Origin of the sequence: Streptomyces thermospinosisporus (assembly GCF_039526425.1) — a bacterium.
Classification (GTDB): Bacteria; Actinomycetota; Actinomycetes; order Streptomycetales; family Streptomycetaceae; genus Streptomyces; species Streptomyces thermocarboxydovorans.
On sequence record NZ_BAAAIZ010000067.1, the window covers coordinates 81,973 to 102,818 of the forward strand.

Genomic DNA, 20,846 nt, shown 5'->3' on the forward strand with positions numbered 1-20,846 from the left:
GACGCGAGCCGTACTCTGGGGCCCATGCAGACCTCGTCGGACCGGCACGAGTACCCCGCCCACTGGGAAGCCGACGTGGTGCTGCGTGACGGCGGCACCGCACGCATCCGGCCCATCACCGCCGACGACGCCGAACGCCTGGTGAAATTCTACGAACAGGTGTCGGACGAGTCCAAGTACTTCCGCTTCTTCGCCCCGTACCCGCGGCTGTCCGCCAAGGACGTGCACCGCTTCACCCACCACGACTACGTGGACCGGGTGGGGCTCGCGGCCACCGTCGGCGGCGAGTTCATCGCCACCGTCCGCTACGACCGGATCGGCACCGACGGAACACCCGCCTCCGCCCCGGCCGACGAGGCCGAGGTCGCCTTCCTGGTGCAGGACGCCCATCAGGGCCGGGGCGTGGCCTCCGCCCTGCTCGAGCACATCGCAGCCGTCGCCCGGGAACGCGGCATCCGCCGGTTCGCCGCCGAGGTGCTGCCCGCCAACACCAAGATGATCAAGGTGTTCACGGACGCCGGGTACACCCAGAAGCGCAGCTTCGAGGACGGCGTCGTCCGGCTGGAGTTCGACCTCGAACCCACCGACCGCTCCCTCGCCGTGCAGTACGCGCGCGAACAGCGCGCCGAGGCCCGCTCCGTGCAGCGGCTGCTCGCGCCCGGCTCCGTCGCCGTCATCGGCACCGGCCGCACACCGGGCGGCGTGGGACGCAACATCCTCGGCAACATCCGGGACGCCGGATACACCGGCCGCCTCTACGCGGTGAACCGGGCGATGCCCGAGGAGCAGAAGGAGCTGGACGGGGTCCCCGCCTACCGCTCGGTGCGGGAGATCGACGGGCCGGTGGACCTCGCGGTCGTCGCCGTGCCCGCCGAACACGTCCCCGAGGTCGTCACCGAGTGCGGCGAGCACGGCGTGCAGGGACTGGTCGTGATCTCCGCGGGCTACGCCGAGTCGGGTCCCGAGGGCCGCGAGCGGCAGCGCGCCCTCGTACGGCAGGCCCGCAGCTACGGCATGCGCATCATCGGGCCCAACGCGTTCGGCGTCATCAACACCGCCCCTCAGGTCCGGCTCAACGCCTCGCTCGCCCCCGAGATGCCCCGGCCCGGCCGGATCGGGCTGTTCGCCCAGTCCGGCGCCATCGGCATCGCCCTGCTGTCCCGGCTGCACCGGCGCGGCGGCGGCGTCACCGGGGTGACGGGCGTGTCGACCTTCGTCTCCTCCGGCAACCGCGCGGACGTCTCCGGCAACGACGTCCTGCAGTACTGGTACGAGGACCCCGACACCGATGTCGCCCTGATGTACCTGGAGTCCATCGGCAACCCCCGCAAGTTCACCCGGCTCGCCCGCCGGACAGCCGCGGCCAAGCCCCTCGTGGTGGTGCAGGGCGCACGCCACGGCGCCGGACCCCGGGGACACGCCGTGCGCGCGACACGGCTGCCGCACGCCACGGTGTCCGCGCTGCTGAGGCAGGCCGGCGTCATCCGCGTCGACACCATCACCGAACTCGTCGACACCGGCCTGCTGCTCGCCCGCCAGCCCCTCCCGGCCGGACCCCGCGTGGCGATCCTCGGCAACTCCGAGTCCCTGGGCCTGCTGACCTACGACGCCTGCCTGGCCGAGGGGCTGCGCCCGCACCCCCCGCTGGACCTCACCACGGAGGCCACGGCGGCGGACTTCCACGCGGCCCTGTCCCGGGCGCTGGCCGACGACAGCTGCGACGCGGTGGTCGTCACCGCGATCCCCTCGGTGGGGGAGTCCTCCGTCGGCGACGCCGCCCTGGCCGAGGCCCTCCGCTCGGCCGCCACCGCGACCCCCGCCAAGCCGGTCCTGGTCGTCCACGTGGAACTCGGCGGCCTCGCCGAGGCGCTGTCCGCCGCAGCCAGCACCGCCCGCCCACCCCGCCGGCCGGAACCGGCGGCAGCGGACCCGGACGACCCGTCCCCGGCACCGGGTGGGACCCCCGCCCCAGCCACGCCGTACGACCGGCCCTCCTCGGCCGGCCGTCCGGCGCCGGCGGAGCGGCCGCCCACCCCCGGCACACGTACCGCTCCTTCTGCGCCCCCGGCGCACGCGGGGGCCGCTGCGGCCGGAGGTGCGCCCACCCCCGCGCCCCCGGGCGCCGCAGGCGCTGCCGGTGCATCCGTGCCTCCTGCCTCCGCCCCCGCGCCCCCCAAGGGCGCCCTGCTCATCCCGGCCTACCCGGCCGCCGAACGGGCCGTGCGGGCGCTCGGGCACGCCGTCGCCTACGCGCAGTGGCGGCGGGACGCCGCCGAGCCCGGCAAGGTGCCCGAGTACGACGACATCGACGAGCGCAGGGCCGCCGCCCTCATCGACGGCATGCTCGCCCGCGGACAGGGCCTCACTCTCGGCAGCGAGGACACCTGCGAGCTGCTCGGCGCCTACGGCATCGACGTCCACCGCGCTCTCCCGGCCCCCACGCCCGACGCCGCCGCCGAGGCCGCCGCCCGGCTCGGCTACCCGGTCGCCCTGAAGGCCACCGCCCCGCACCTGCGGCACCGCGCCGACCTCGGCGGCGTACGCCTGGACCTCGCCGACGAAAACCAGCTGCGCCGCGCGTACACCGAGCTGACCGGCCTGTTCGGCACGGCCGAGGAGCTGCGCCCCGTGGTGCAGCGGATGGCGCCGCGCGGGGTGGACACCGTCGTCCGGGCGGTGATCGACCCGGCCGCCGGGGCCGTCCTCTCCTTCGGGCTGGCCGGGGCCGCCTCTCAGCTGCTCGACGACATGGCGCACCGGCTGATCCCGGTGACCGACCGGGAGGCCGCCTCCCTGGTGCGGTCCATCCGCACCGCGCCCCTGCTGTTCGGCTGGCGCGGCTCCGCGCCGGTCGACACCCCCGCCCTGGAGGAACTGCTGCTGCGGGTGTCCCGGCTGGTGCACGACCACCCGGAGGTCGTCGCGGTGACGCTGGAACCCGTGGTCGTCGCCCCGCAGGGCCTGAGCGTCCTCGGCGCCTCCGTCCGTCTCGCGCCCCCGCCCGCCCGCGACGATCTCGGCCCGCGGACCCTGCCCGCATACTGACCCGCGGCGCACGGTCTCTCGCAGTCAGTGGTCCCCCGTAGGATGGGCGTCATGGCCAAGACCAGTACGACGACCCAGGGGCTGCGGGCGGCGATCGAGCGCAGCGGCTACTACCCGGCTCTCGTGGCCGAGGCGGTGGAGGCCGCCGTGGGCGGCGAGCCCATCCGGTCGTACCTGGTCCATCAGGAGACGACGTTCGACCAGAACGAGGTGCGGCGCCATGTGACCGTCCTCGTCCTCACCGAAAACCGCTTCATCGTCAGCCACACCGACGAGCAGGCGGCGGACAGCACCTCCCCGACGCCGTACGCCACCACCTCCACGGAATCGGTCAAGCTCGACCGGATCTCGTCGATCGTGGTCAGCCGGGTCGTGGCGAACCCGGAGCAGTACACGCCGGGCACGCTGCCGCGCGAGATCGTGCTCACCATCGGCTGGGGCGCGGTCTCCCGCATCGACCTGGAACCGGCCGCCTGCGGCGACCCGAACTGCGAGGCGGACCACGGCTACACGGGCAACTCCACGGCGGACGACCTGAGCCTGCGTGTCAGCGAGGCCGGCGACGGCCCGGAGACCGTGCGCCAGGCGCTCGCCTTCGCGCAGGCCCTCTCCGAGGCGACCGCGGACCCGACGCGCTGATGGCGCAGCCGACCCGGCCCACGCCGCCGCACCACACGTCCGCCTGGGACGACCACCCCGAACCGCTCTCCCTGGACACCGCGCCCCTGCCCGAGTACGGCAGCGGTTCCCTCGCCGATCTGCTGCCCACGCTCGCCGCCGGCATGGGCGTCCCCGGCATGTCCGCGGCCATCCCGGAGCTGACGCCCGCCGACCGGGCGTGCGTGTTCCTGATCGACGGTCTTGGCTGGGAGCAGCTGCGGGCGCACCCCGAGGAGGCGCCCTTCATGACGTCCCTGCTGGCCTCCTCGCGCGGCGGCACCGGACGTCCCCTCACCGCCGGCTACCCGGCGACCACCGCCACCTCCCTGGCCTCCGTCGGCACCGGGCTCCCGCCGGGGGCGCACGGCCTGCCCGGCTACACCGTGCGCAACCCGGACACCGGCGAGCTGATGAACCAGCTGCGCTGGCAGCCCTGGACGCAGCCCGAGGCCTGGCAGCCCTACCCCACCATCTTCGAACTCGCCCACCGCGCGGGCGTGCACGCCGCCCAGGTGTCCTCCCCGGCCTTCGAGAACACCCCGCTGACCAAGGTGGCGCTCAGCGGCGGCACCTTCTTCGGGCGGCTGACCGGCGAGGAGCGGATGGACTTCGCTGCCGAGCAACTGGCCGCCGCCGACCGCGCCCTGGTGTACACGTACTACGCCGAGGTCGACGGCTCCGGCCACCGCTACGGCGTCGACTCCGACACCTGGCGCGGCCAGCTGATGTACGTCGACCGCCTCGTCCAGCGTCTGGCCGAGCAACTCCCGCCGCGCAGCGCGCTCTACGTCACCGCCGACCACGGCATGCTCGACGTGCCCTTCGACGAGCAGCACCGCATCGACTTCGACGAGGACTGGGAGCTGAAGGCCGGCGTCGCCCTGCTCGGCGGCGAGGGCCGCGCCCGCCACGTCTACGCCGTACCCGGCGCCGCCGGTGATGTGCTCGCCTGCTGGCGTGAGGTGCTCGGCGAGCAGTTCTGGGTGGCCTCGCGCGAGGAGGCGATCGCCGCGGGCTGGTTCGGGCCCCGGATCGACGAGCGGGTCCACGGCCGCATCGGCGACGTGGTGGCCGCCGCACGGGACGACGTGCTGCTCATCGCCTCCCAGCGGGAGCCCAACGAGTCGCAGATGGTCGGCAACCACGGCTCGATGACTCCTGCCGAGCAACTGGTCCCGCTGCTCGAAGTACGCTCCTGACCCGCGTCCGCCCACCGACCCCGCCGAAAGGTGCCGACTCACCATGCCAGAGCTGGTGTTCTTCTCCGGAACGATGGACTGCGGGAAGTCGACGCTGGCACTGCAGATCGAGCACAACCGCTCGGCGCGCGGCCTGGTGGGCATGATCTTCACCCGTAACGACCGCGCCGGAGCGGGCAAGCTCTCCTCCCGGCTCGGGCTCGTCACCGACGCCGTCGAGGTCACCGACGGCATGGACCTGTACGCCTACCTCGTCGACCACCTCTCGCAGGGCGGCCGCGCGGACTATGTGATCGCGGACGAGGCGCAGTTCCTCGCGCCGGAGCAGATCGACCAGCTCGCCCGCGTGGTGGACGACCTGGAGCTCGACGTCTACGCCTTCGGCATCACCACCGACTTCCGCACCAAGCTGTTCCCGGGCTCGCAGCGCCTGGTGGAGCTGGCCGACCGGGTGGAGGTGCTCCAGGTGGAGGCCCTGTGCTGGTGCGGCGCCCGCGCCACCCACAACGCCCGTACGGTGGGCGGGGTGATGGTCGTCGAGGGCGCCCAGGTGGTCGTCGGCGACGTCACCGACTCCGCGGAGGAGATCGGCTACGAGGTGCTGTGCCGCCGCCACCACCGCCGCCGCATGACCGCCGCGACGGCCCGCGCGGCCGCCCTGGCGCCGGACGTGCTGCCGGTGCCCAGAAGCTGACGTTCCGTCTGAAACCGGGCTTGCCCGGTTCCGTGGCCGCGGCCGATCAGGACGACTGCTGCAGCAGGGAGAAGCGCGCCCCCTCCGGATCTGCCACCGCCGCCGTGCGGCCGTGGTCGCCCTCGCGGGGCGGCTTGAGCACCTGGCCGCCCAGATGCACCACGAGCTCCACCGCCTCGTCCAGGTCGGCCACCGTGAAGTACGTCGTCCAGTGCGGCCCCCGGTCGCGGGGCACCGCCCCGCCCGCGCCGTACACCCCGGCCACCGGGCGGCCGTCGAGGCGGAGGGTGACATGGTCCAGGCCGGCGGAGACCACCGGCTCCTCGTCGTAGCCGAACACCATCGCGTAGAACTTCGCGGTCCTCGCCGCCTCGAAGGTGATCAGCTCGTTCCAGGCGGGGGTGCCGGGCACCTCGGTCACGGCCGTGCCGGTGTGCGCGGCCGCCTGCCAGATGCCGAAGACGGCGCCCGAGGGGTCCGAGCCGATCGCCAGCCGGCCCGCGTCGGAGGTGTCCAGCGGGCCGACGCCGATGGTGCCGCCGCAGCACCGGACGGCCTCGGCCGTCCGGTCGGCGTCGGCGGAGGCGAAGTAGGGCGTCCATGCGACGGGCAGATGCAGGTCCGGCGGCAGCACACCCATGCCCGCCACCTCCCGGCCGTCGAGCAGCGCCCGCACATACGGTCCGAGCTGCTGGGGACCGGGCCGGAACTCCCAGCCGAACAGCGCCCGGTAGAACTCCTGCGTCGCCTGAAGGCCGTGCACCATCAGGCTCACCCAGCAGGGCGTGCCGGGCGCGTACCGCGCGGGCCGCTCACCTTCCTGGCGGGCGGACCCCCGTGCGTCGGTCATCGTCACTCTCTTCTCGGCCGTCCTCGTCGGTGGCCGTGCTCGTCTCGACCCGGTGGGGGCCGCATCTCCCGACCCGGTGACGGTCGTGTCACGTCCGCTGCGCGGATCGTCCCCGTGCCCGCCCCGGCACCGGTGGTGTGGTGCCACGCTCCTGCGGGTGTGCCCCGTGTGCCGGCTCCTGTCCCCGGAGGATGCCCGATGTCCGGCTCCTTGCCGCTTTCGGCACGCTTGAGGCTCAGTGTCGATCACTTGTACAGCATGTGCCCGTTCCCGTACGCCTCGTGATCGGGCCTGCCCGGCGGAGCAGAGTAGCCGGACATGGACGAGACGGCCACCCCGTGCGCGAGGATGGGGGCCATGAACGCCATCATCTCCGCATCCGAACTCGCGAGCGAACTGGCGGGCGAGCACCCGCCGGTGCTGCTCGACGTCCGCTGGCAGCTCAGCACGGCCACCGCGAACGGTGAGCCGTTCGACGGCCGGGCCGAGTACCTCGCCGGGCACATCCCGGGGGCCGTCTTCGTCGACCTGGACAAGGAGCTGGCTTCGGCACCGGGGGAGCGGGGACGCCATCCGCTCCCGGACCTCGGGGTGTTCGGCGCGGCGATGCGGCGCGCGGGCGTCTCGGCCGGGCGGCCGGTGGTCGTGTACGACGGCGGCCTCGGCTGGGGCGCGGCCCGGGCCTGGTGGCTGCTGCGGTGGACGGGCCACCCGGATGTCCGGGTCCTGGACGGCGGGTTGCCCGCCTGGGAGGGGCCCCTGGAGACGTCGGTGCCGAGCCCGGCCGAGGGCGATTTCGAGCCGGTGCCCGCGGCGAGCGGGGTGCTGGACGCCGACGGTGCCGTGGCGCTGGCGCGTTCGGGCGTGCTGCTGGACGCGCGTGCGGGGGAGCGGTACCGCGGCGAGGTGGAGCCCATCGACCGGGTCGGCGGACACATCCCCGGGGCGGTCTCCGCCCCCACCACCGAGAACGTCGGCCCGGACGGCCGCTTCCGCCCGGCGGAGGAACTCGCCGCCCGCTTCAAGGAACTGGGCGTCTCCGCGGGCACCCCGGTCGGCGTGTACTGCGGCTCGGGCGTCTCCGGCGCCCACGAGGTGCTGGCGCTCGCGGTGGCCGGCATCCCGGCCGACCTGTACGTCGGCTCCTGGTCGGAGTGGTCCTCCGACCCGTCCCGGCCGGTCGCGACGGGACCGGACCCGCAGTAGGCGGCCCGGGGCGCACGGGCGGCTGCCGGTGCGTCAGAAAGCAGTCGAGGGGCGCTCACCGATGGCGGGCGCCCTCGACTGCTCTGTGTCACTCCTGTTTCTTGCGTCGTGTCCCGAACACGATCTCGTCCCAGCTCGGCACCGCCGCGCGGCGGCCCGGGCGGACGCCGTCCGCCTCGGCCTGGCGGTCGGTGGCCCCGATCAGGCGGTCGCGGTGGCTGCCGACGGAGCGGGGCATGAGCACGTCCGCGTAGGCGGAGCCGGCCGAGGCCGCGGGGGCCGGGGGCTCCTCCGCCCCGGGCTCGGAGCCGGGCTCCTCGGAGGCCGACTCGGAGGGTCGTTCGGGCACCACCAGGTCGCCGCGGAAGCTCGGCACCGCCTCCAGCAGGCTGGTCAGCGAGTCGCGTTCGCCCGAGGCCGTGACCGTCTCCTCCGGTGGTTCGGAGGACTGCGCCGGCAGGCTGGGGCGTTCGCGGTCGGCGGACCGGTCCAGCGGGCGGTCGCGCGGCAGCCGCGCGATGCGCGGGACGAAGGGCACGCTGGGCTCGGGCGCGGCGAAGTCGTCGGACTCCCCGATCAGCGAGCGCGCCTCGTCGTCGACGGCCTGCACCAGGCGGCGGGGCGGGTCGTACGTCCAGCTCGCCGAGTGCGGCTCGCCGGCCACCCGGTAGACCAGCAGGACCTCCCAGGTGCCGTCGTCGCGGCGCCAGGAGTCCCACTGGACGGTGTCCTTCTCGGCGCCGCGCAGCAGCAGACGCTCCTGGACGGCCTCGCCGAGCGGCGGACCGGAGTTCTCGCCGGGGCGGCGCACGGGCGTCTTGCGGGCGCGCTCGGCCATGAAGGCCCGCTCGGCGAGGACGGGGCCCTCGAAGCGGCGTACGCGGTCCACGGGGATGCCGGCCATCTGGGCGACCTCTTCCGCGGTCGCGCCGGCCCGTATACGCGCCTGGATGTCGCGGGGGCGGAGATGGCTCTCCACCTCGATCTCGATCTGGCCGAGGCGGGGACGGTCGCCGCGCACGGCGGCGCGGAGCCGTTCGTCGATCGGAAGCGTGTACTCCGTGCTGTCCGCAGCCTTCAGCACCAGCCGTGTGCCGTCATTCGAGACGGCCACGACACGCAGTTCGGGCATGGGGACCTCCCGGGTGGTGCCTGCCGACGTCACGTGCGTCGCTGCTTCCGCTAGTCGAGTGTGGCCTGCCCGGGTGCAGCCTGCCACAACCTTGCCGAGTTGCCCGGCGTGTCGGGCGCGGGCCCTGGATCGCCGTTATGGCACGGTTACCTATTCGCAACGCTAAGTGACCAACTGCGTCACCCTGTGCAACTAGCCCCCTCCCGGCGGTCCTCCAAGGTCCCGAGCACCCTGTCGGGAGACCGGACCCAGGGTTCGCAACAGTACTCCATTTGGGCCACGTGCGTGGATTGGCACGCCGCCCACTTTCTGGCAAGGGGTGCTACTCGGCCGCCTGTTGCCCGGTTCCGGTGATCGTCGACGTGGGAAAGTTCACGCGACCTCAACAAGCGGAGGCGCGTGTGCCGAGGGCTCGTCAGTCCCCGAGGACGCGGCGCAAGTAGGCGTTGCCGAAGCGGCGTTCGGGGTCGAGACGGTCGCGCAGCGCGGTGAACTCGGCGAAGCGCGGATAGACCCGGGAGAGGTACTCGGCGTCCCGCGTGTGGATCTTCCCCCAGTGCGGCCGGCCCTCGTGGGCGGTGAAGATGCGTTCTGCGGCGGTGAAGTACGCCTGATAGGGGGTACCGCGGAACATGTGCACGGCGACGTAGGCGGTCTCCCGGCCGGACGCCGTGGACAGGGTGATGTCGTCGGCCGGCGCGGTGCGCACCTCGACCGGGAAGCTGACCCGCAGCGGGGAACGGTCGACCATGGCCTTCAGCTCGCGCAGCGTGTCCACCAGGGCATCGCGCGGAACGGCGTACTCCATCTCCACGAAACGGACCCGGCGCGGGGACGTGAAGACCTTGTAGGGAATGTCCGTGTATGTCCGCGAGGACAGCGCACGGCTGGATATCTGCGCGATGGACGGGATGGTCGCGGGCACCGCACGGCCGACCAGGTTGGCCACCTGGAAGACACCGTTGGACAGGAACTCGTCCTCGAACCAGCCCCTGACCGGCGGCACTGGGCGCTCCGGGCCGGCGCTGCGGTTGTTGCGCTTGGTGTTGGTGTTCCCGGTGTGCGGGAACCAGTAGAACTCGAAGTGCTCGTTCTCCGCGTGCAGTTCGTCGAAGTCGGCCAGCACCCGCTCGAACGGCATCGGCTCCTCGCGCGCCGTGAGCAGGAAGATCGGCTCCACGGCGAAGGTGATGGCGGTGACGATGCCGAGGGCGCCGAGGCCGATGCGGGCGGCGGCGAAGACGTCCGGGTTCTCCTTCTCGGAGCACTGCAGCACCGAGCCGTCGGCGGTGACCAGTTCCAGCGCGCGGATCTGCGCGGCGATCGAGGCGGAGTCGCGGCCGGTGCCGTGGGTGCCGGTGCTGGTCGCGCCGGAGACCGTCTGCTCCATGATGTCGCCCATGTTGGTCAGCGACAGGCCCTCCCGTTCCAGAGCCATGTTGAGGCGCTTGAGCTGGGTACCGGCCCCGACCGTGACGGTACCGGCCGCGCGGTCGATGTCACGGATGCCGCTCAGCAGCTGAGGGCGTATCAGCACGCCGTCAGTGGCCGCTATGGACGTGAACGAGTGCCCCGTGCCGACCGCCTTCACCGGAAGCCCGTCCTCCGCCGCCCGGCGGACCGCGTCCGCCAGCTCCTCGACCGTGGCGGGCGTGACCTCCCGCGCGGGGCGGGCGGAGACATTGCCTCCCCAGTTATGCCAGGTGCCGTTCTTCGCGCTCGCTGTGCTGACCAACGGTGCCTCCCCGACCCGGCGCCGGCCGCTTGAGCCGGCGGTACCCGAGGAAACCGACCGCGACCGCGACGGCTCCGGACACCGCCGGAACCCCGTACCCGGCGCGCGCCCCGGCCGCGTCGATCACCCAGCCGGCCACGGAGGAGCCGAGCGCGACCCCGACCGCGAGCCCCGTGCTCACCCAGGTCATGCCCTCGGTGAGCTGCGCGCGTGGTACGTGCTCTTCGATGAGGGACATCGTCGTGATCATCGTGGGAGCGATGGACAGACCCGCGACGAAGAGCGCCACGGCCAGAAACGGCAAGTTTCCGACCAGTAGGAGGGGGATCATACTCACGGCCATGGCGAACACGCCCAGCAGCCAGCGACGTTCCGGCGGACCGGCGAAGTGCAGCAGCCCGAACACCACGCCCGCCACGCACGAACCCAGCGCGTAGACGGCGAGCACCACACTGGCGGCGGCCTTGTGGCCCTGCTCCTCCGCGAACGCCACCGTCACCACGTCCACCGCGCCGAAGATCGCCCCGGTCGCCACGAAGGTGGCCACCAGTACCTGCAGCCCCGGGGTGCGCAGCGCGCTGCCGCCGCCGGTGCGCTCCCGCGGACGCGGCTCGGGCTCGGTGGCGCGCTGCGCCGTCAGCCAGAAGACGCCGGTCGCCAGGAAGCAGGCGGCGAGCAGCGGTCCCGCCTCCGGGAACCAGGCGGTGGACAGCCCGATGGAGATGATCGGCCCGAAGATGAAGCACATCTCGTCGACCACGGACTCGAAGGAGTACGCGGTGTGCAGCTGCGGGGTGCCCCGGTACAGGGCGGCCCAGCGGGCCCGGACCATCGCGCCGACGCTCGGCACGCAGCCGATGCCCACGCAGGCGACGTACAGCACCCAGTCCGGCCAGCCGTAGTGCGCCGCGAACAGCAGCAGGGCCGCCGCGCTCAGCGCGAGCAGCGTCGCCGGTCGCAGCACCCGCCGCTGCCCGTACCGGTCGACCAGCCGGGACACCTGCGGGCCCGCCACCGCCGCGGACAGCGCGATGGTGGCCGACAGGGCGCCGGCCAGGCCATAGCGCCCGGTGAGCTGGGAGATCATCGTCACGACGCCGACGCCCATCATGGACAGCGGCATCCGGCCGAGGAAACCCGCGGCGGAGAAACCCTTCGTGCCGGGCACGGCGAAAAGGGCGCGATAGGGGCTGGGCACGGAGTCTCCGAGTACGTGTCAGTAAGGTGCGACCGCAGTCGATACAGCTTACTGGTGAGGCGACCCTAAGCGCACCGGGAATCCGGCTTCCCGCCTGCGGAGAAATCCGGCCTTCCGCTGCGGAGACATCCGGCTCCCCGCCGGCAGGGGATCCCGGTCCCGTCCGGGAGGGACCGCGGTGCCGGACCCGCCGTTTTCCGGCTGTCGGTGCAGGGTGGCAGGATCGAGACATGCCAGACGCGCTCGATGCCACCCCCTACGACGCCCTGCTCCTGCTCTCCTTCGGCGGCCCCGAGGGCCCCGACGACGTGGTGCCGTTCCTGGAGAACGTCACGCGGGGGCGCGGCATCCCGAAGGAACGCCTGAAGGAAGTCGGACAGCACTACTTCCTCTTCGGCGGGGTCAGCCCGATCAACGACCAGAACCGCGCCCTGCTGGACGCCCTGCGCAAGGACTTCGCCGAGCACGGCCTGGACCTGCCCGTCTACTGGGGCAACCGCAACTGGGCGCCCTATCTGACCGACACCCTGCGCGAGATGGTCCGCGACGGCCGCCGGCGCATCCTCGTCCTGGCCACCAGCGCCTACGCCTCCTACTCGGGCTGCCGCCAGTACCGGGAGAACCTCGCCGACGCCCTCGCCGCCCTGAAGGACGAGGGCCTGGAGCTGCCCCGGGTGGACAAGCTGCGGCACTACTTCAACCACCCCGGCTTCGTGGAGCCCATGATCGACGGGGTCCTCGAGTCCCTCGCCGACCTCCCCGAGGACGTCCGGGACGGGGCGCACATCGCCTTCACCACCCACTCCATCCCGACCTCCGCCGCCGACACCTCCGGCCCGGTCGAGGGCCACGGCGACGGCGGGGCCTACGTCCGCCAGCACCTGGACGTCGCCCGGCTGATCGCCGACGCCGTGCGCGAGCGCACCGGCGTGGACCATCCCTGGCAGCTCGTCTACCAGTCCCGCTCCGGCGCCCCGCACATCCCGTGGCTGGAGCCCGACATCTGCGACCACCTCGAGGAGCGGCACGCCGCCGGGGCGCCCGCCGTCGTCATGGCGCCCATCGGCTTCGTCTCCGACCACATGGAGGTCCTCTACGACCTCGACACCGAGGCGAAGGCCAAGGCCGAGGAGCTGGGCCTGCCGGTGCGCCGCTCGGCCACCGTCGGCGCCGACCCCCGGTTCGCCGCCGCGATCCGCGAGCTGATCGCCGAGCGGGCGGCCACCGAGCGCGGGGAGCGCGTCACGCCGTGCGCCCTGGGCACGCTCGGCGCCAGCCACGACGTGTGCCCTGTGGGCTGCTGCCCCGCCCGCGCCCCGCGCCCCGCCGCCGCGGGCGCCGACAGCCCCTACGCATGAGGAGCACCGTGACCGACCCCCTGCACGCGGAACTGCTTCAGCTGGCCCGGGAGGCGGCCCGCCGCGCCGGTGAGCTGCTGCGCGACGGCCGGCCGGCCGATCTGGCGGTCTCGGCGACCAAGTCCAGCCCGATCGACGTCGTCACCGAGATGGACATCGCGGCCGAGAAGCTGATCACCACGCTGATCGCCGAGCGCCGCCCGCACGACGGCATCCTCGGCGAGGAGGGCGCGTCGACCGCCGGCACCAGCGGCGTCCGCTGGGTGATCGACCCGCTCGACGGCACGGTCAACTACCTCTACGGGCTCCCCACCTGGGCCGTCTCCGTCGCCGCCGAGCTGGACGGCGAGACGGTCGTCGGGGCGGTGTCGGCGCCGATGCGGGGCGAGACCTACCACGCGGTGCGCGGCGGCGGGGCCTGGGCCACCGGCGCCTGGGAGGGCGAGCGCAGGCTGGCCTGCCGCCCCGCCCCGCCGCTGGACCAGGCCCTGGTCTCCACCGGGTTCAACTACGTCGCCGAGGTCCGCACCCACCAGGCCGAGGTCGCGCACCGGCTGATCCCGCTGCTGCGGGACATCCGGCGCAGCGGCTCGGCGGCCGTCGACCTGTGCGACGTGGCGGCCGGCCGCCTGGACGGCTTCTACGAGCGCGGACTGCACCCCTGGGACCTCGCCGCGGGGGACCTCATCGCCCGTGAGGCGGGCGCCCTGACCGGTGGACGGCCCTCCCAGCGCCCGTCGCGGGAGCTGGCGATCGCCGCCGCCCCGGGCGTCTTCGAGCCCCTCCAGGCCCTGCTGGAGGACTTCGGCGCCTGGCACGACTGATCACCCGTACGGGTGATGCGGCAGGTGGCGCGACGCGGGCGGTGCACCACGTTGCGCGACGCGGGCGGTGCACCACGATGCGCGACACGGGCGGTGCATGACGCTGCACGACGCGGGTCATGCAACCCGTTGCACGCAACGAGCGGGCCCCGGCGCTGGATTCGCCGGGGCCCGCTCGGGCAAAACAGCTGTCGCCGCGCGGATCAGACGCCGTAGGCGCTGACCTCCACACCGTGCTCGGCGGCGAGACGGCGCAGGTCCTCCAGCTCGCCCTGCTCCACCTCGACGAGGAACTCGTCGCCCTCGTCACGGGCGCGCGAAAGATCGGACTCGGTCGCCTTTATGCGCTGCAGAAGTCCTGCGGTGAATGCGTCCATGCTGCGCCCCCTCGTCCTGGGTTGTGGGTCGGTGGCACGGGGGTGTGCCGTTCGTCAGGGACGATCACGTCCGTTGCGGATGCCCAGCGCCGCTCGGCCGGGCGGCGACGGTGCCGGACATCCACGCCCCGCTCTGGTCGGGGAAGCGGGCCGAAGCGCACCGCATGGTGGTGCGGCACAAGCAGAGCGTGATCGTGGGATGTAAACCCGTCCTCCCCAAGCTCCCTTCCGTGGAAACCTCACCGCGCGAGAAAATCTCCCATTCGCTCCCGCGGCCCGGCGGTTCCGGGGGCCTCGCCGGGCCCCGCACCCCCTCTCACCTGCCTTACAGCCGACTTATGGAGGAAAAGGGCAGGATGGAGGCAACACACCACCATCAGGAAGGACCAGGGACGTGCGTGTACTCGTCGTCGAGGACGAGCAACTGCTCGCCGATGCGGTGGCCACCGGACTGCGCCGCGAGGCCATGGCCGTCGACGTCGTGTACGACGGAGCGGCGGCCCTGGAGCGCATCGGCGTCAACGACTACGACGTCGTCGTACTCGACCGGGACCTGCCGCTCGTGCACGGCGACGACGTCTGCCGCAAGATCGTCGAGCTCGGCATGCCCACCCGCGTGCTGATGCTCACAGCCTCCGGCGACGTCAGCGACCGGGTGGAGGGCCTGGAGATCGGGGCCGACGACTATCTGCCCAAGCCGTTCGCGTTCAGCGAGCTGATCGCCCGTGTCCGGGCGCTGGGCCGGCGCACCAGCGTGCCCCTGCCGCCCGTCCTGGAGCGCGCCGGGATCAAGCTGGACCCCAACCGCCGCGAGGTCTTCCGGGACGGCAGGGAGGTGCAGCTCGCCCCCAAGGAGTTCGCCGTGCTGGAGGTGCTGATGCGCAGCGAGGGCGCGGTCGTCTCCGCGGAGCAGCTGCTGGAGAAGGCCTGGGACGAGAACACCGACCCGTTCACCAACGTGGTGCGGGTGACCGTGATGACCCTGCGCCGCAAGCTGGGCGAGCCGCCGGTCATCGTCACCGTGCCCGGCTCGGGCTACCGGATCTGATCGCGCCATGGCCAGCACCCCCACACCCACCACCCCTCCGGCCCCGCCCAAACCCACCTGGGACCCGCGCCGGCCGGTGCCGCCCTTCCCCTGGCTGCGGCCCACCATCCGGATACGGCTCACGCTGCTCTACGGCGGCATGTTCCTGATCGCCGGCATCCTGCTGCTGTCGATCATCTACCTGCTCGCGGCCAACGCGCTGAACGTGGGCACCAACCTCCCCTTCCGGATCCTCTCCGGCGAGGTGTCCAGCGACGTCTGCCGGCTGCGCAGCAGCGAGCTGCCCGCCGAGGAGATGAACCGGGCGCTCAACGCCTGCGTCAACGAGCAGCGGCAGCACGCGCTGGACGATCTGCTCAGCCGCTCGCTGCTGGCCCTGCTGGGCCTGGCGATCATCGCCTTCGCCTTCGGCTACGCCATGGCCGGCCGGGTCCTGTCCCCGCTGGGCCGGATCACCCGCACCGCCCGCGCGGTGGCCGGATCCGATCTGTCCCGGCGGATCGAGCTGGACGGCCCGGACGACGAGCTGAAGGAGCTGGCCGACACCTTCGACGACATGCTGGAGCGCCTCCAGCGGGCCTTCACCGCCCAGCAGCGCTTCGTCGGCAACGCCTCGCACGAGCTGCGCACCCCGCTCGCGATCAACCGCACGCTGCTCGAGGTGCACCTCTCCGATCCGAACGCGCCGGTGGAGCTGCAGCAGCTGGGCAAGACGCTGCTGGCCACCAACGAGCGCAGCGAGCAGCTCGTGGAGGGCCTGCTGCTGCTCGCCCGCAGCGACAACCAGATCGTCGAGCGCAAGCCCGTGGATCTGGCGGAGGTGGCCTCGCAGGCCATCGACCAGGTGCACACCGAGGCCGAGGCCAGGGGCGTGGAGATCCGCGGCAAGCGGGAGCCCGCGGTGGTCCAGGGCAACGGAGTGCTGCTGGAGCGCATCGCCCTGAACCTGGTGCAGAACGCCGTGCGGTACAACGTGCCGGAGGGCGGCTGGGTCGAGGTCGGCACCGAGGTCCAGCACGGCCAGGCGGTGCTCACGGTGACCAACACCGGCCCGGTGGTGCCGGCGTACGAGATCGACAACCTCTTCGAGCCGTTCCGGCGGCTGCGCACCGAGCGCACCGGCAGCGACAAGGGGGTCGGGCTCGGCCTGTCCATCGCCCGGTCGGTGGCCCGTGCGCATGGCGGGCACATCTACGCCCAGCCGAGAGAGGGCGGGGGGCTCGTGATGCGCGTCACCCTGCCGATCTGACATCATTCCGCCGACACGCGGACGTGTTCGCTTTGCGCGGAATTTTCTGCCTCTCCGAACCGTTGGCTCCTGTGTGATCGATCACATGGGCGAATTTCCGGCCATCTACTCTCCGTGATCATGTGTGAGGTCGAAATGTCTGAAAGGTCCCGGTTTTCAAGGGCCTTGATCACGGGAAGTACACGGTGAGACGCCTTTGAAGCGCGGCGTTCGGACCGTGTACGGTCCCCTTCGCCATCCAAGCCGATCACTCTTGAGGAGTCCGGTTGGGTGTCGATTGAGTAACAGACCTTGATGTGAGGCAAAATCTCCGCCTCGGGTCGGGCACAAGTCCGGCCTCTCACGCGTTACGTGCGCTGGAGACACCGCAGACACCCAGAGGGGGAGAGCGACATGGCAACCGATTACGACACTCCACGCAAGACCGACGACGACGTCGACTCGGACAGCCTCGAAGAGCTGAAGGCTCGTCGAAACGACAAGTCGGCCTCCGCCGTGGACGTCGACGAGTTCGAGGCCGCCGAGGGCCTCGAGCTGCCCGGTGCGGACCTCTCGAACGAGGAGCTGGCCGTCCGGGTGCTGCCGAAGCAGCAGGACGAGTTCACCTGCATGAGCTGCTTCCTGGTGCACCACCGCAGCCAGCTGGCCCGGGAGAAGAACGGCCAGCCCATCTGCCGCGACTGCGACTGAGGACGGGTCGGCCGTGACCGGCTCGACCCCTCCCCGGAAGCGCCGCCTCCTGACGAGGAGGACGGACAAGGGGCCGCAGGACGGCCCGCAGCACACTGCGCGTGAGGACGAGCGAGGCTCAACCGGAACCGGGGCGGCCTCGCTCGAACCGGCAACCGGCCGGGGTGACCCTCCGGTGCCCGCGGAGGTCCCCGCCCCCGCGGCACGCAGGCGTGCCGCGGCGTTCCGCGAAAAGGCCAGAGAGGGCGCCCGCAAGAGCGGCGCCCGCGCCCGCGCGGGCCTGGCCTACCTCGCGGACCGGATCATCGAGATCGCCCCTCGTGTGCCCGTGCGGGACCTGCAGACGCTGCGCAGGCAGTTCCCGGGGCTCGGCCCCGAGGAGATCGCCGACCAGCTCGTGGCGGGCGCCGCGAGGGCCACGGCGACGGTCGGGGCGGGCGTCGGCGCGGCGGCGATGCTGCCCGTGCCGCCCGCGATGCCCACCGAACTGGCCGCCGAGGTCACCGGCGTCGCCGCGATCGAGCTGAAGCTCATCGCCGAGCTCCACGAGGTCTACGGCGTACGGCCGCCCGGGAACCTCGCCCAGCGCAGCACCGTGTATCTGAACTCCTGGTCCCAGGAGCGCGGGGTCGAGGCGACCAAGCCGTCGACGCTCAGCGCGGCGATGAACAGCCGCGCCAAGCGCGAACTGCGCCAGCGGATCATGAAGCGCATGGTCCGCAACCTGCCGAACCTGATGCCCTTCCTGGTGGGAGCGGCCGTCGGGGCGGCCATGAACCGCCGGGACACCCGGAAACTGGCCGGCCACATCCGCGACGACCTGCGCAGGATCCAGGTCCCCTGGGAGTCCCTGACCGACCTCCCCACCCTGGAGCAGCCCCCGGACGCCCTGGCGATGGACCACCTCCCCGAGGACGCCCTCAAGGAGCTGGGCGGCCACCGGGACGGCACGGGGCCGAAGGGCCGGCACGAGGACCGCTGAGGCGCTCGCCGACGCGGGTGGCGCCGGTCGGTACGGCTGACGCGAGGAGCTGCACGCACGCAGGCGCGCCCACACCGGGTGTCGTGGGCGCGCCCCGTCGTCTCATCCCGCTGAGTCCGCTGTCCGGCGCGTCCCCGGCCCACTGATCCGCCGCCCGGCCGTTTCCGGTGCACTGATCTGCCGCCCGGCTGTTCGCGGCTCACTGATCTGCCGCTGGGCTGTTCCCGGCCCGGTGATCCGCTACCTGGCTGTCCCCGGCTCACTGACCCGTCTCCGGGCCGTTCGCAGCCCGCCGATCAGTGTCCGACCGTCCCCTGGCACTGATCCGCCGCCGGGCTGTTTCCGGTTCATTGATCTGCCGCCCTGCTGTTCGCGGCTCACTGATCTGCCGCTGGGCTGTTCCCGGCCCGGTGATCCGCTACCTGGCTGTCCCCGGCTCACTGACCCGTCTCCGGGCCGTTCGCAGCCCGCCGATCAGTGTCCGACCGTCCCCTGGCACTGATCCGCCGCCGGGGCGTTCCGGTCTCACCGACCCGCGCCGGGCCGTTCCCGGCTCACCGCCCGTCCTCGGCTGTTCGCGGTCCGCCGATCCGCCGCCGGTTCGCTCCGGCTCCGCCGGTCTGTCGTCCGGTTCGTTCCCGCTCCGCGGGTCTGTCGTCCGGCCGTTCCGGCCGACAGATCCGTCGCCGGACGCCCCCGGCCCGCGCCGCTGCCGCGCCGCTGCCGCGCCGCTCCGGCCCGCGACATCGCCGCAACGCGGTCCCGGGCCCGCGAAGGTGCTGTGGTGCCGCTTCCAGCCTGCCGATCCGCCGTGGGGGGCGTCGCTCTGGCGACCCGACACCGACGGCGCACCCGGGGCTGCCATCCCGCCATCCCCCCGCAGTGCTGCTTCCCGACGTGCCGACCGCGGCCCCGTTCGCGTGCCGCGTTACTGGTCCGCCTGGTCCGTCGCCGCGGTCTTGGCCGCCCGGAGGGCGTCCGCCAGGCGCTCGGGTTCGCGGGTGGAGAGGAAGATGTACGGGGTCGGGTCCTCGGGGTCGGTGATGTCGATGCGCAGGGCGCGGGGGATGTAGGCGCGCAGCAGCATGAAGGAGCGCGGGTCGGCCTTGTATGTGCGCCAGGCGCGAGCCTCCTCGGCGTTCAGGATCTCCGGTTCGCCGAGGGCGGTGACCGGGATCTTCGCCTCGCCGGCGATCAGGTGGCCGCCGACGACGCGGATGCGTACCGAGCCGTAGGAGCTGGCCACGACGGCCGCCGCGGCGGTGCCGGCGGCCAGGCCGGTGAGCATCGGGAGGGTCCCGAGCGGCAGCACGATCAGCCCCAGTGACACCCCGGCCAGGAAGCAGATCAGCCACCAGGAGCGGGGAGCGGTCAGGCGTTCTTCGTAGGAGGGGGCGGAGAGCTGCATGGAGCCAAGCTTGACACGGTGTCCGGGCCGGGCGGACTCGCGGGTAAGGTCTGCGCCTGTGAGTGGTACTTCCCCAGCTCTTCAGCCCCCGGCCGACGCCGTGGAGCCGGTCCGCCATCCCGACGCGCCCGCGCCCGGCGAGCTGCTCGGCTCGCACTACGGCGGGTGTTTCGGCTGCGGCGACGAACAGGCCCACGGCCTGCACCTCCAGGCACGCGCCGGCGAAGGCGTGTCGATCACGGCCGAGTTCACCGTGCAGCCCGCCCACCAGGGCGCCCCCGGCCTCGCCCACGGCGGAGTGCTCGCCACGGCCCTGGACGAGACGCTGGGCTCGCTCAACTGGCTGCTGCGCACCATCGCGGTGACCGGCAGGCTGGAGACGGACTTCGTCCGCCCCGTCCCGGTGGGGACCACGCTGCACCTGGCGGCCGAGGTGACCGCGGTGGCGGGACGGAAGATCTACTCCAGCGCGACCGGACGCATCGGCGGCCCCGACGGCCCCGTCGCCGTCCGCGCCGACGCGCTGTTCATCGAGGTCAAGGTCGACCACTTCATCGACCACGGCCGCCAGGAGGAGATCCAGGCCGCCATGAACGACCCGGACCAGGTCCGGCGGGCCCGCGCCTTCGAGGTGAACCCGTGACCCTCGACGTGCTCATCCGCCGCATCGATCCGGACGTACCCCTTCCGGCTTACGAGCACCCCGGTGACGCGGGCGCCGATCTGCGCACCACCGAGCCCTGCGAACTGGCCCCCGGCGAGCGGGCCGTGCTGCCCACCGGGGTGTCGGTGGCCCTGCCCGAGGGGTATGCCGCCCTCGTGCACCCGCGGTCCGGTCTGGCCGCCCGCTGCGGTGTGGCCCTGGTGAATGCCCCGGGGACGGTGGATGCCGGGTACCGTGGAGAGATCAAGGTGATCGTGGTGAATCTCGACCCGCGCGAGACCGTGCGGTTCGAGCGCTTTGACCGGATTGCCCAACTGGTCGTCCAGCAGGTCGAGAGGGTGCGCTTCGTGCCGGTCGCGGAGCTGCCCGCGTCGGCCCGGGCCGATGGGGGCTTCGGGTCCACGGGTGGTCACGCCGCTGTGGAGACCGGGGAAGGCGTGAGCGGCACAAACGGTCAGGCCGCCGTGAGCGGCACAGCGGGTGGGAATCGATACGCTTCGGTCGTATCCGACCGGGAAGGACAGTGA

At 72.7% G+C, this 20,846-nt stretch carries 19 protein-coding genes; 13 read left to right on the forward strand and 6 right to left on the reverse strand.

Going from position 1 to position 20,846, the window contains the following annotated elements; translation table 11 throughout:
- The first annotated feature begins 24 nt into the window (after positions 1-24).
- Genes ABD207_RS21710 through ABD207_RS21725 form a run of 4 tightly spaced genes read left to right on the forward strand, consistent with a single transcriptional unit; the run spans position 25 to position 5,598 of the window.
- Positions 25-3,045, forward strand: a complete 3,021-nt coding sequence (locus ABD207_RS21710) for a GNAT family N-acetyltransferase (RefSeq protein WP_344014767.1) — start codon at positions 25-27, stop codon at positions 3,043-3,045.
- A gap of 51 nt (positions 3,046-3,096) precedes the next feature.
- Positions 3,097-3,684 carry a DUF5998 family protein gene (locus tag ABD207_RS21715; RefSeq protein ID WP_344014768.1) on the forward strand — a complete coding sequence of 196 codons (588 nt, stop codon included), beginning with the start codon at positions 3,097-3,099 and terminating at the stop codon, positions 3,682-3,684.
- Complete coding sequence (locus tag ABD207_RS21720; protein ID WP_344014769.1) at positions 3,684-4,904, forward strand: alkaline phosphatase family protein; 1,221 nt, start codon at positions 3,684-3,686, stop codon at positions 4,902-4,904. The genes ABD207_RS21715 and ABD207_RS21720 overlap by 1 nt, the downstream gene beginning before the upstream one ends.
- 43 nt (positions 4,905-4,947) lie before the next feature.
- Positions 4,948-5,598 (forward strand): thymidine kinase, encoded by a 651-nt coding sequence (locus tag ABD207_RS21725; protein ID WP_344014770.1) that lies wholly within the window; start codon positions 4,948-4,950, stop codon positions 5,596-5,598.
- A 46-nt stretch (positions 5,599-5,644) separates the two neighbouring features.
- Here the strand turns inward: ABD207_RS21725 and ABD207_RS21730 are convergent, their stop codons facing one another.
- Entirely contained in the window at positions 5,645-6,448 is an 804-nt protein-coding gene (locus ABD207_RS21730) for a VOC family protein (RefSeq protein WP_344014771.1), read from the reverse strand.
- A gap of 357 nt (positions 6,449-6,805) precedes the next feature.
- Here ABD207_RS21730 and ABD207_RS21735 point away from each other — a divergent pair, with 357 nt between their 5' ends.
- Positions 6,806-7,654: a sulfurtransferase gene (locus ABD207_RS21735; protein ID WP_344014772.1), complete on the forward strand. Its 849-nt coding sequence runs from the start codon at positions 6,806-6,808 to the stop codon at positions 7,652-7,654.
- 88 nt (positions 7,655-7,742) lie between these two features.
- Here ABD207_RS21735 and sepH read toward each other — a convergent pair whose 3' ends face one another.
- The 3 genes from sepH to ABD207_RS21750 form a co-directional block, all read right to left on the reverse strand.
- A complete protein-coding gene (gene sepH, locus ABD207_RS21740) occupies positions 7,743-8,786 on the reverse strand; it encodes a septation protein SepH (RefSeq protein ID WP_344014773.1) in 1,044 nt (347 codons plus the stop codon).
- Positions 8,787-9,201: 415 nt separating this feature from the next.
- Positions 9,202-10,521: a D-arabinono-1,4-lactone oxidase gene (locus ABD207_RS21745; RefSeq protein WP_344014774.1), complete on the reverse strand. Its 1,320-nt coding sequence runs from the start codon at positions 10,519-10,521 to the stop codon at positions 9,202-9,204.
- Positions 10,481-11,719: an MFS transporter gene (locus tag ABD207_RS21750; RefSeq protein ID WP_344014775.1), complete on the reverse strand. Its 1,239-nt coding sequence runs from the start codon at positions 11,717-11,719 to the stop codon at positions 10,481-10,483. The genes ABD207_RS21745 and ABD207_RS21750 overlap by 41 nt, the downstream gene beginning before the upstream one ends.
- A gap of 230 nt (positions 11,720-11,949) precedes the next feature.
- Here ABD207_RS21750 and ABD207_RS21755 point away from each other — a divergent pair, with 230 nt between their 5' ends.
- Complete coding sequence (locus tag ABD207_RS21755; RefSeq protein WP_344014776.1) at positions 11,950-13,077, forward strand: ferrochelatase; 1,128 nt, start codon at positions 11,950-11,952, stop codon at positions 13,075-13,077.
- Positions 13,078-13,085: 8 nt separating this feature from the next.
- Positions 13,086-13,901 (forward strand): inositol monophosphatase family protein, encoded by an 816-nt coding sequence (locus ABD207_RS21760; protein ID WP_344014777.1) that lies wholly within the window; start codon positions 13,086-13,088, stop codon positions 13,899-13,901.
- Between the two features lie 203 nt (positions 13,902-14,104).
- On the opposite strand, the gene ABD207_RS21765 is transcribed toward ABD207_RS21760, so the two are convergent.
- Positions 14,105-14,278 carry a hypothetical protein gene (locus ABD207_RS21765; protein WP_167998296.1) on the reverse strand — a complete coding sequence of 58 codons (174 nt, stop codon included), beginning with the start codon at positions 14,276-14,278 and terminating at the stop codon, positions 14,105-14,107.
- Between the two features lie 394 nt (positions 14,279-14,672).
- Here ABD207_RS21765 and ABD207_RS21770 point away from each other — a divergent pair, with 394 nt between their 5' ends.
- The 4 genes from ABD207_RS21770 (at position 14,673) to ABD207_RS21785 (ending at position 18,247) form a co-directional block, all read left to right on the forward strand.
- A complete protein-coding gene (locus tag ABD207_RS21770; protein WP_010353034.1) occupies positions 14,673-15,326 on the forward strand; it encodes a response regulator transcription factor in 654 nt (217 codons plus the stop codon).
- Positions 15,327-15,333: 7 nt separating this feature from the next.
- On the forward strand, positions 15,334-16,575 hold the full coding sequence (locus tag ABD207_RS21775; protein WP_344014778.1) for a sensor histidine kinase: 1,242 nt from the start codon (positions 15,334-15,336) through the stop codon (positions 16,573-16,575).
- A 393-nt stretch (positions 16,576-16,968) separates the two neighbouring features.
- Complete coding sequence (locus ABD207_RS21780) at positions 16,969-17,265, forward strand: DUF4193 domain-containing protein (protein WP_003993510.1); 297 nt, start codon at positions 16,969-16,971, stop codon at positions 17,263-17,265.
- A 13-nt stretch (positions 17,266-17,278) separates the two neighbouring features.
- Positions 17,279-18,247, forward strand: a complete 969-nt coding sequence (locus tag ABD207_RS21785; RefSeq protein ID WP_344014779.1) for a hypothetical protein — start codon at positions 17,279-17,281, stop codon at positions 18,245-18,247.
- Positions 18,248-19,175: 928 nt separating this feature from the next.
- Here ABD207_RS21785 and ABD207_RS21790 read toward each other — a convergent pair.
- Complete coding sequence (locus tag ABD207_RS21790; RefSeq protein ID WP_344014780.1) at positions 19,176-19,655, reverse strand: DUF3093 domain-containing protein; 480 nt, start codon at positions 19,653-19,655, stop codon at positions 19,176-19,178.
- A 58-nt stretch (positions 19,656-19,713) separates the two neighbouring features.
- On the opposite strand from ABD207_RS21790, the gene ABD207_RS21795 reads away from it, so the two are divergent.
- Positions 19,714-20,298: a PaaI family thioesterase gene (locus ABD207_RS21795; protein ID WP_344014782.1), complete on the forward strand. Its 585-nt coding sequence runs from the start codon at positions 19,714-19,716 to the stop codon at positions 20,296-20,298.
- Positions 20,295-20,846: a dUTP diphosphatase gene (gene dut / locus ABD207_RS21800; protein WP_344014783.1), complete on the forward strand. Its 552-nt coding sequence runs from the start codon at positions 20,295-20,297 to the stop codon at positions 20,844-20,846. Before ABD207_RS21795 ends, dut begins: the two co-directional genes overlap by 4 nt.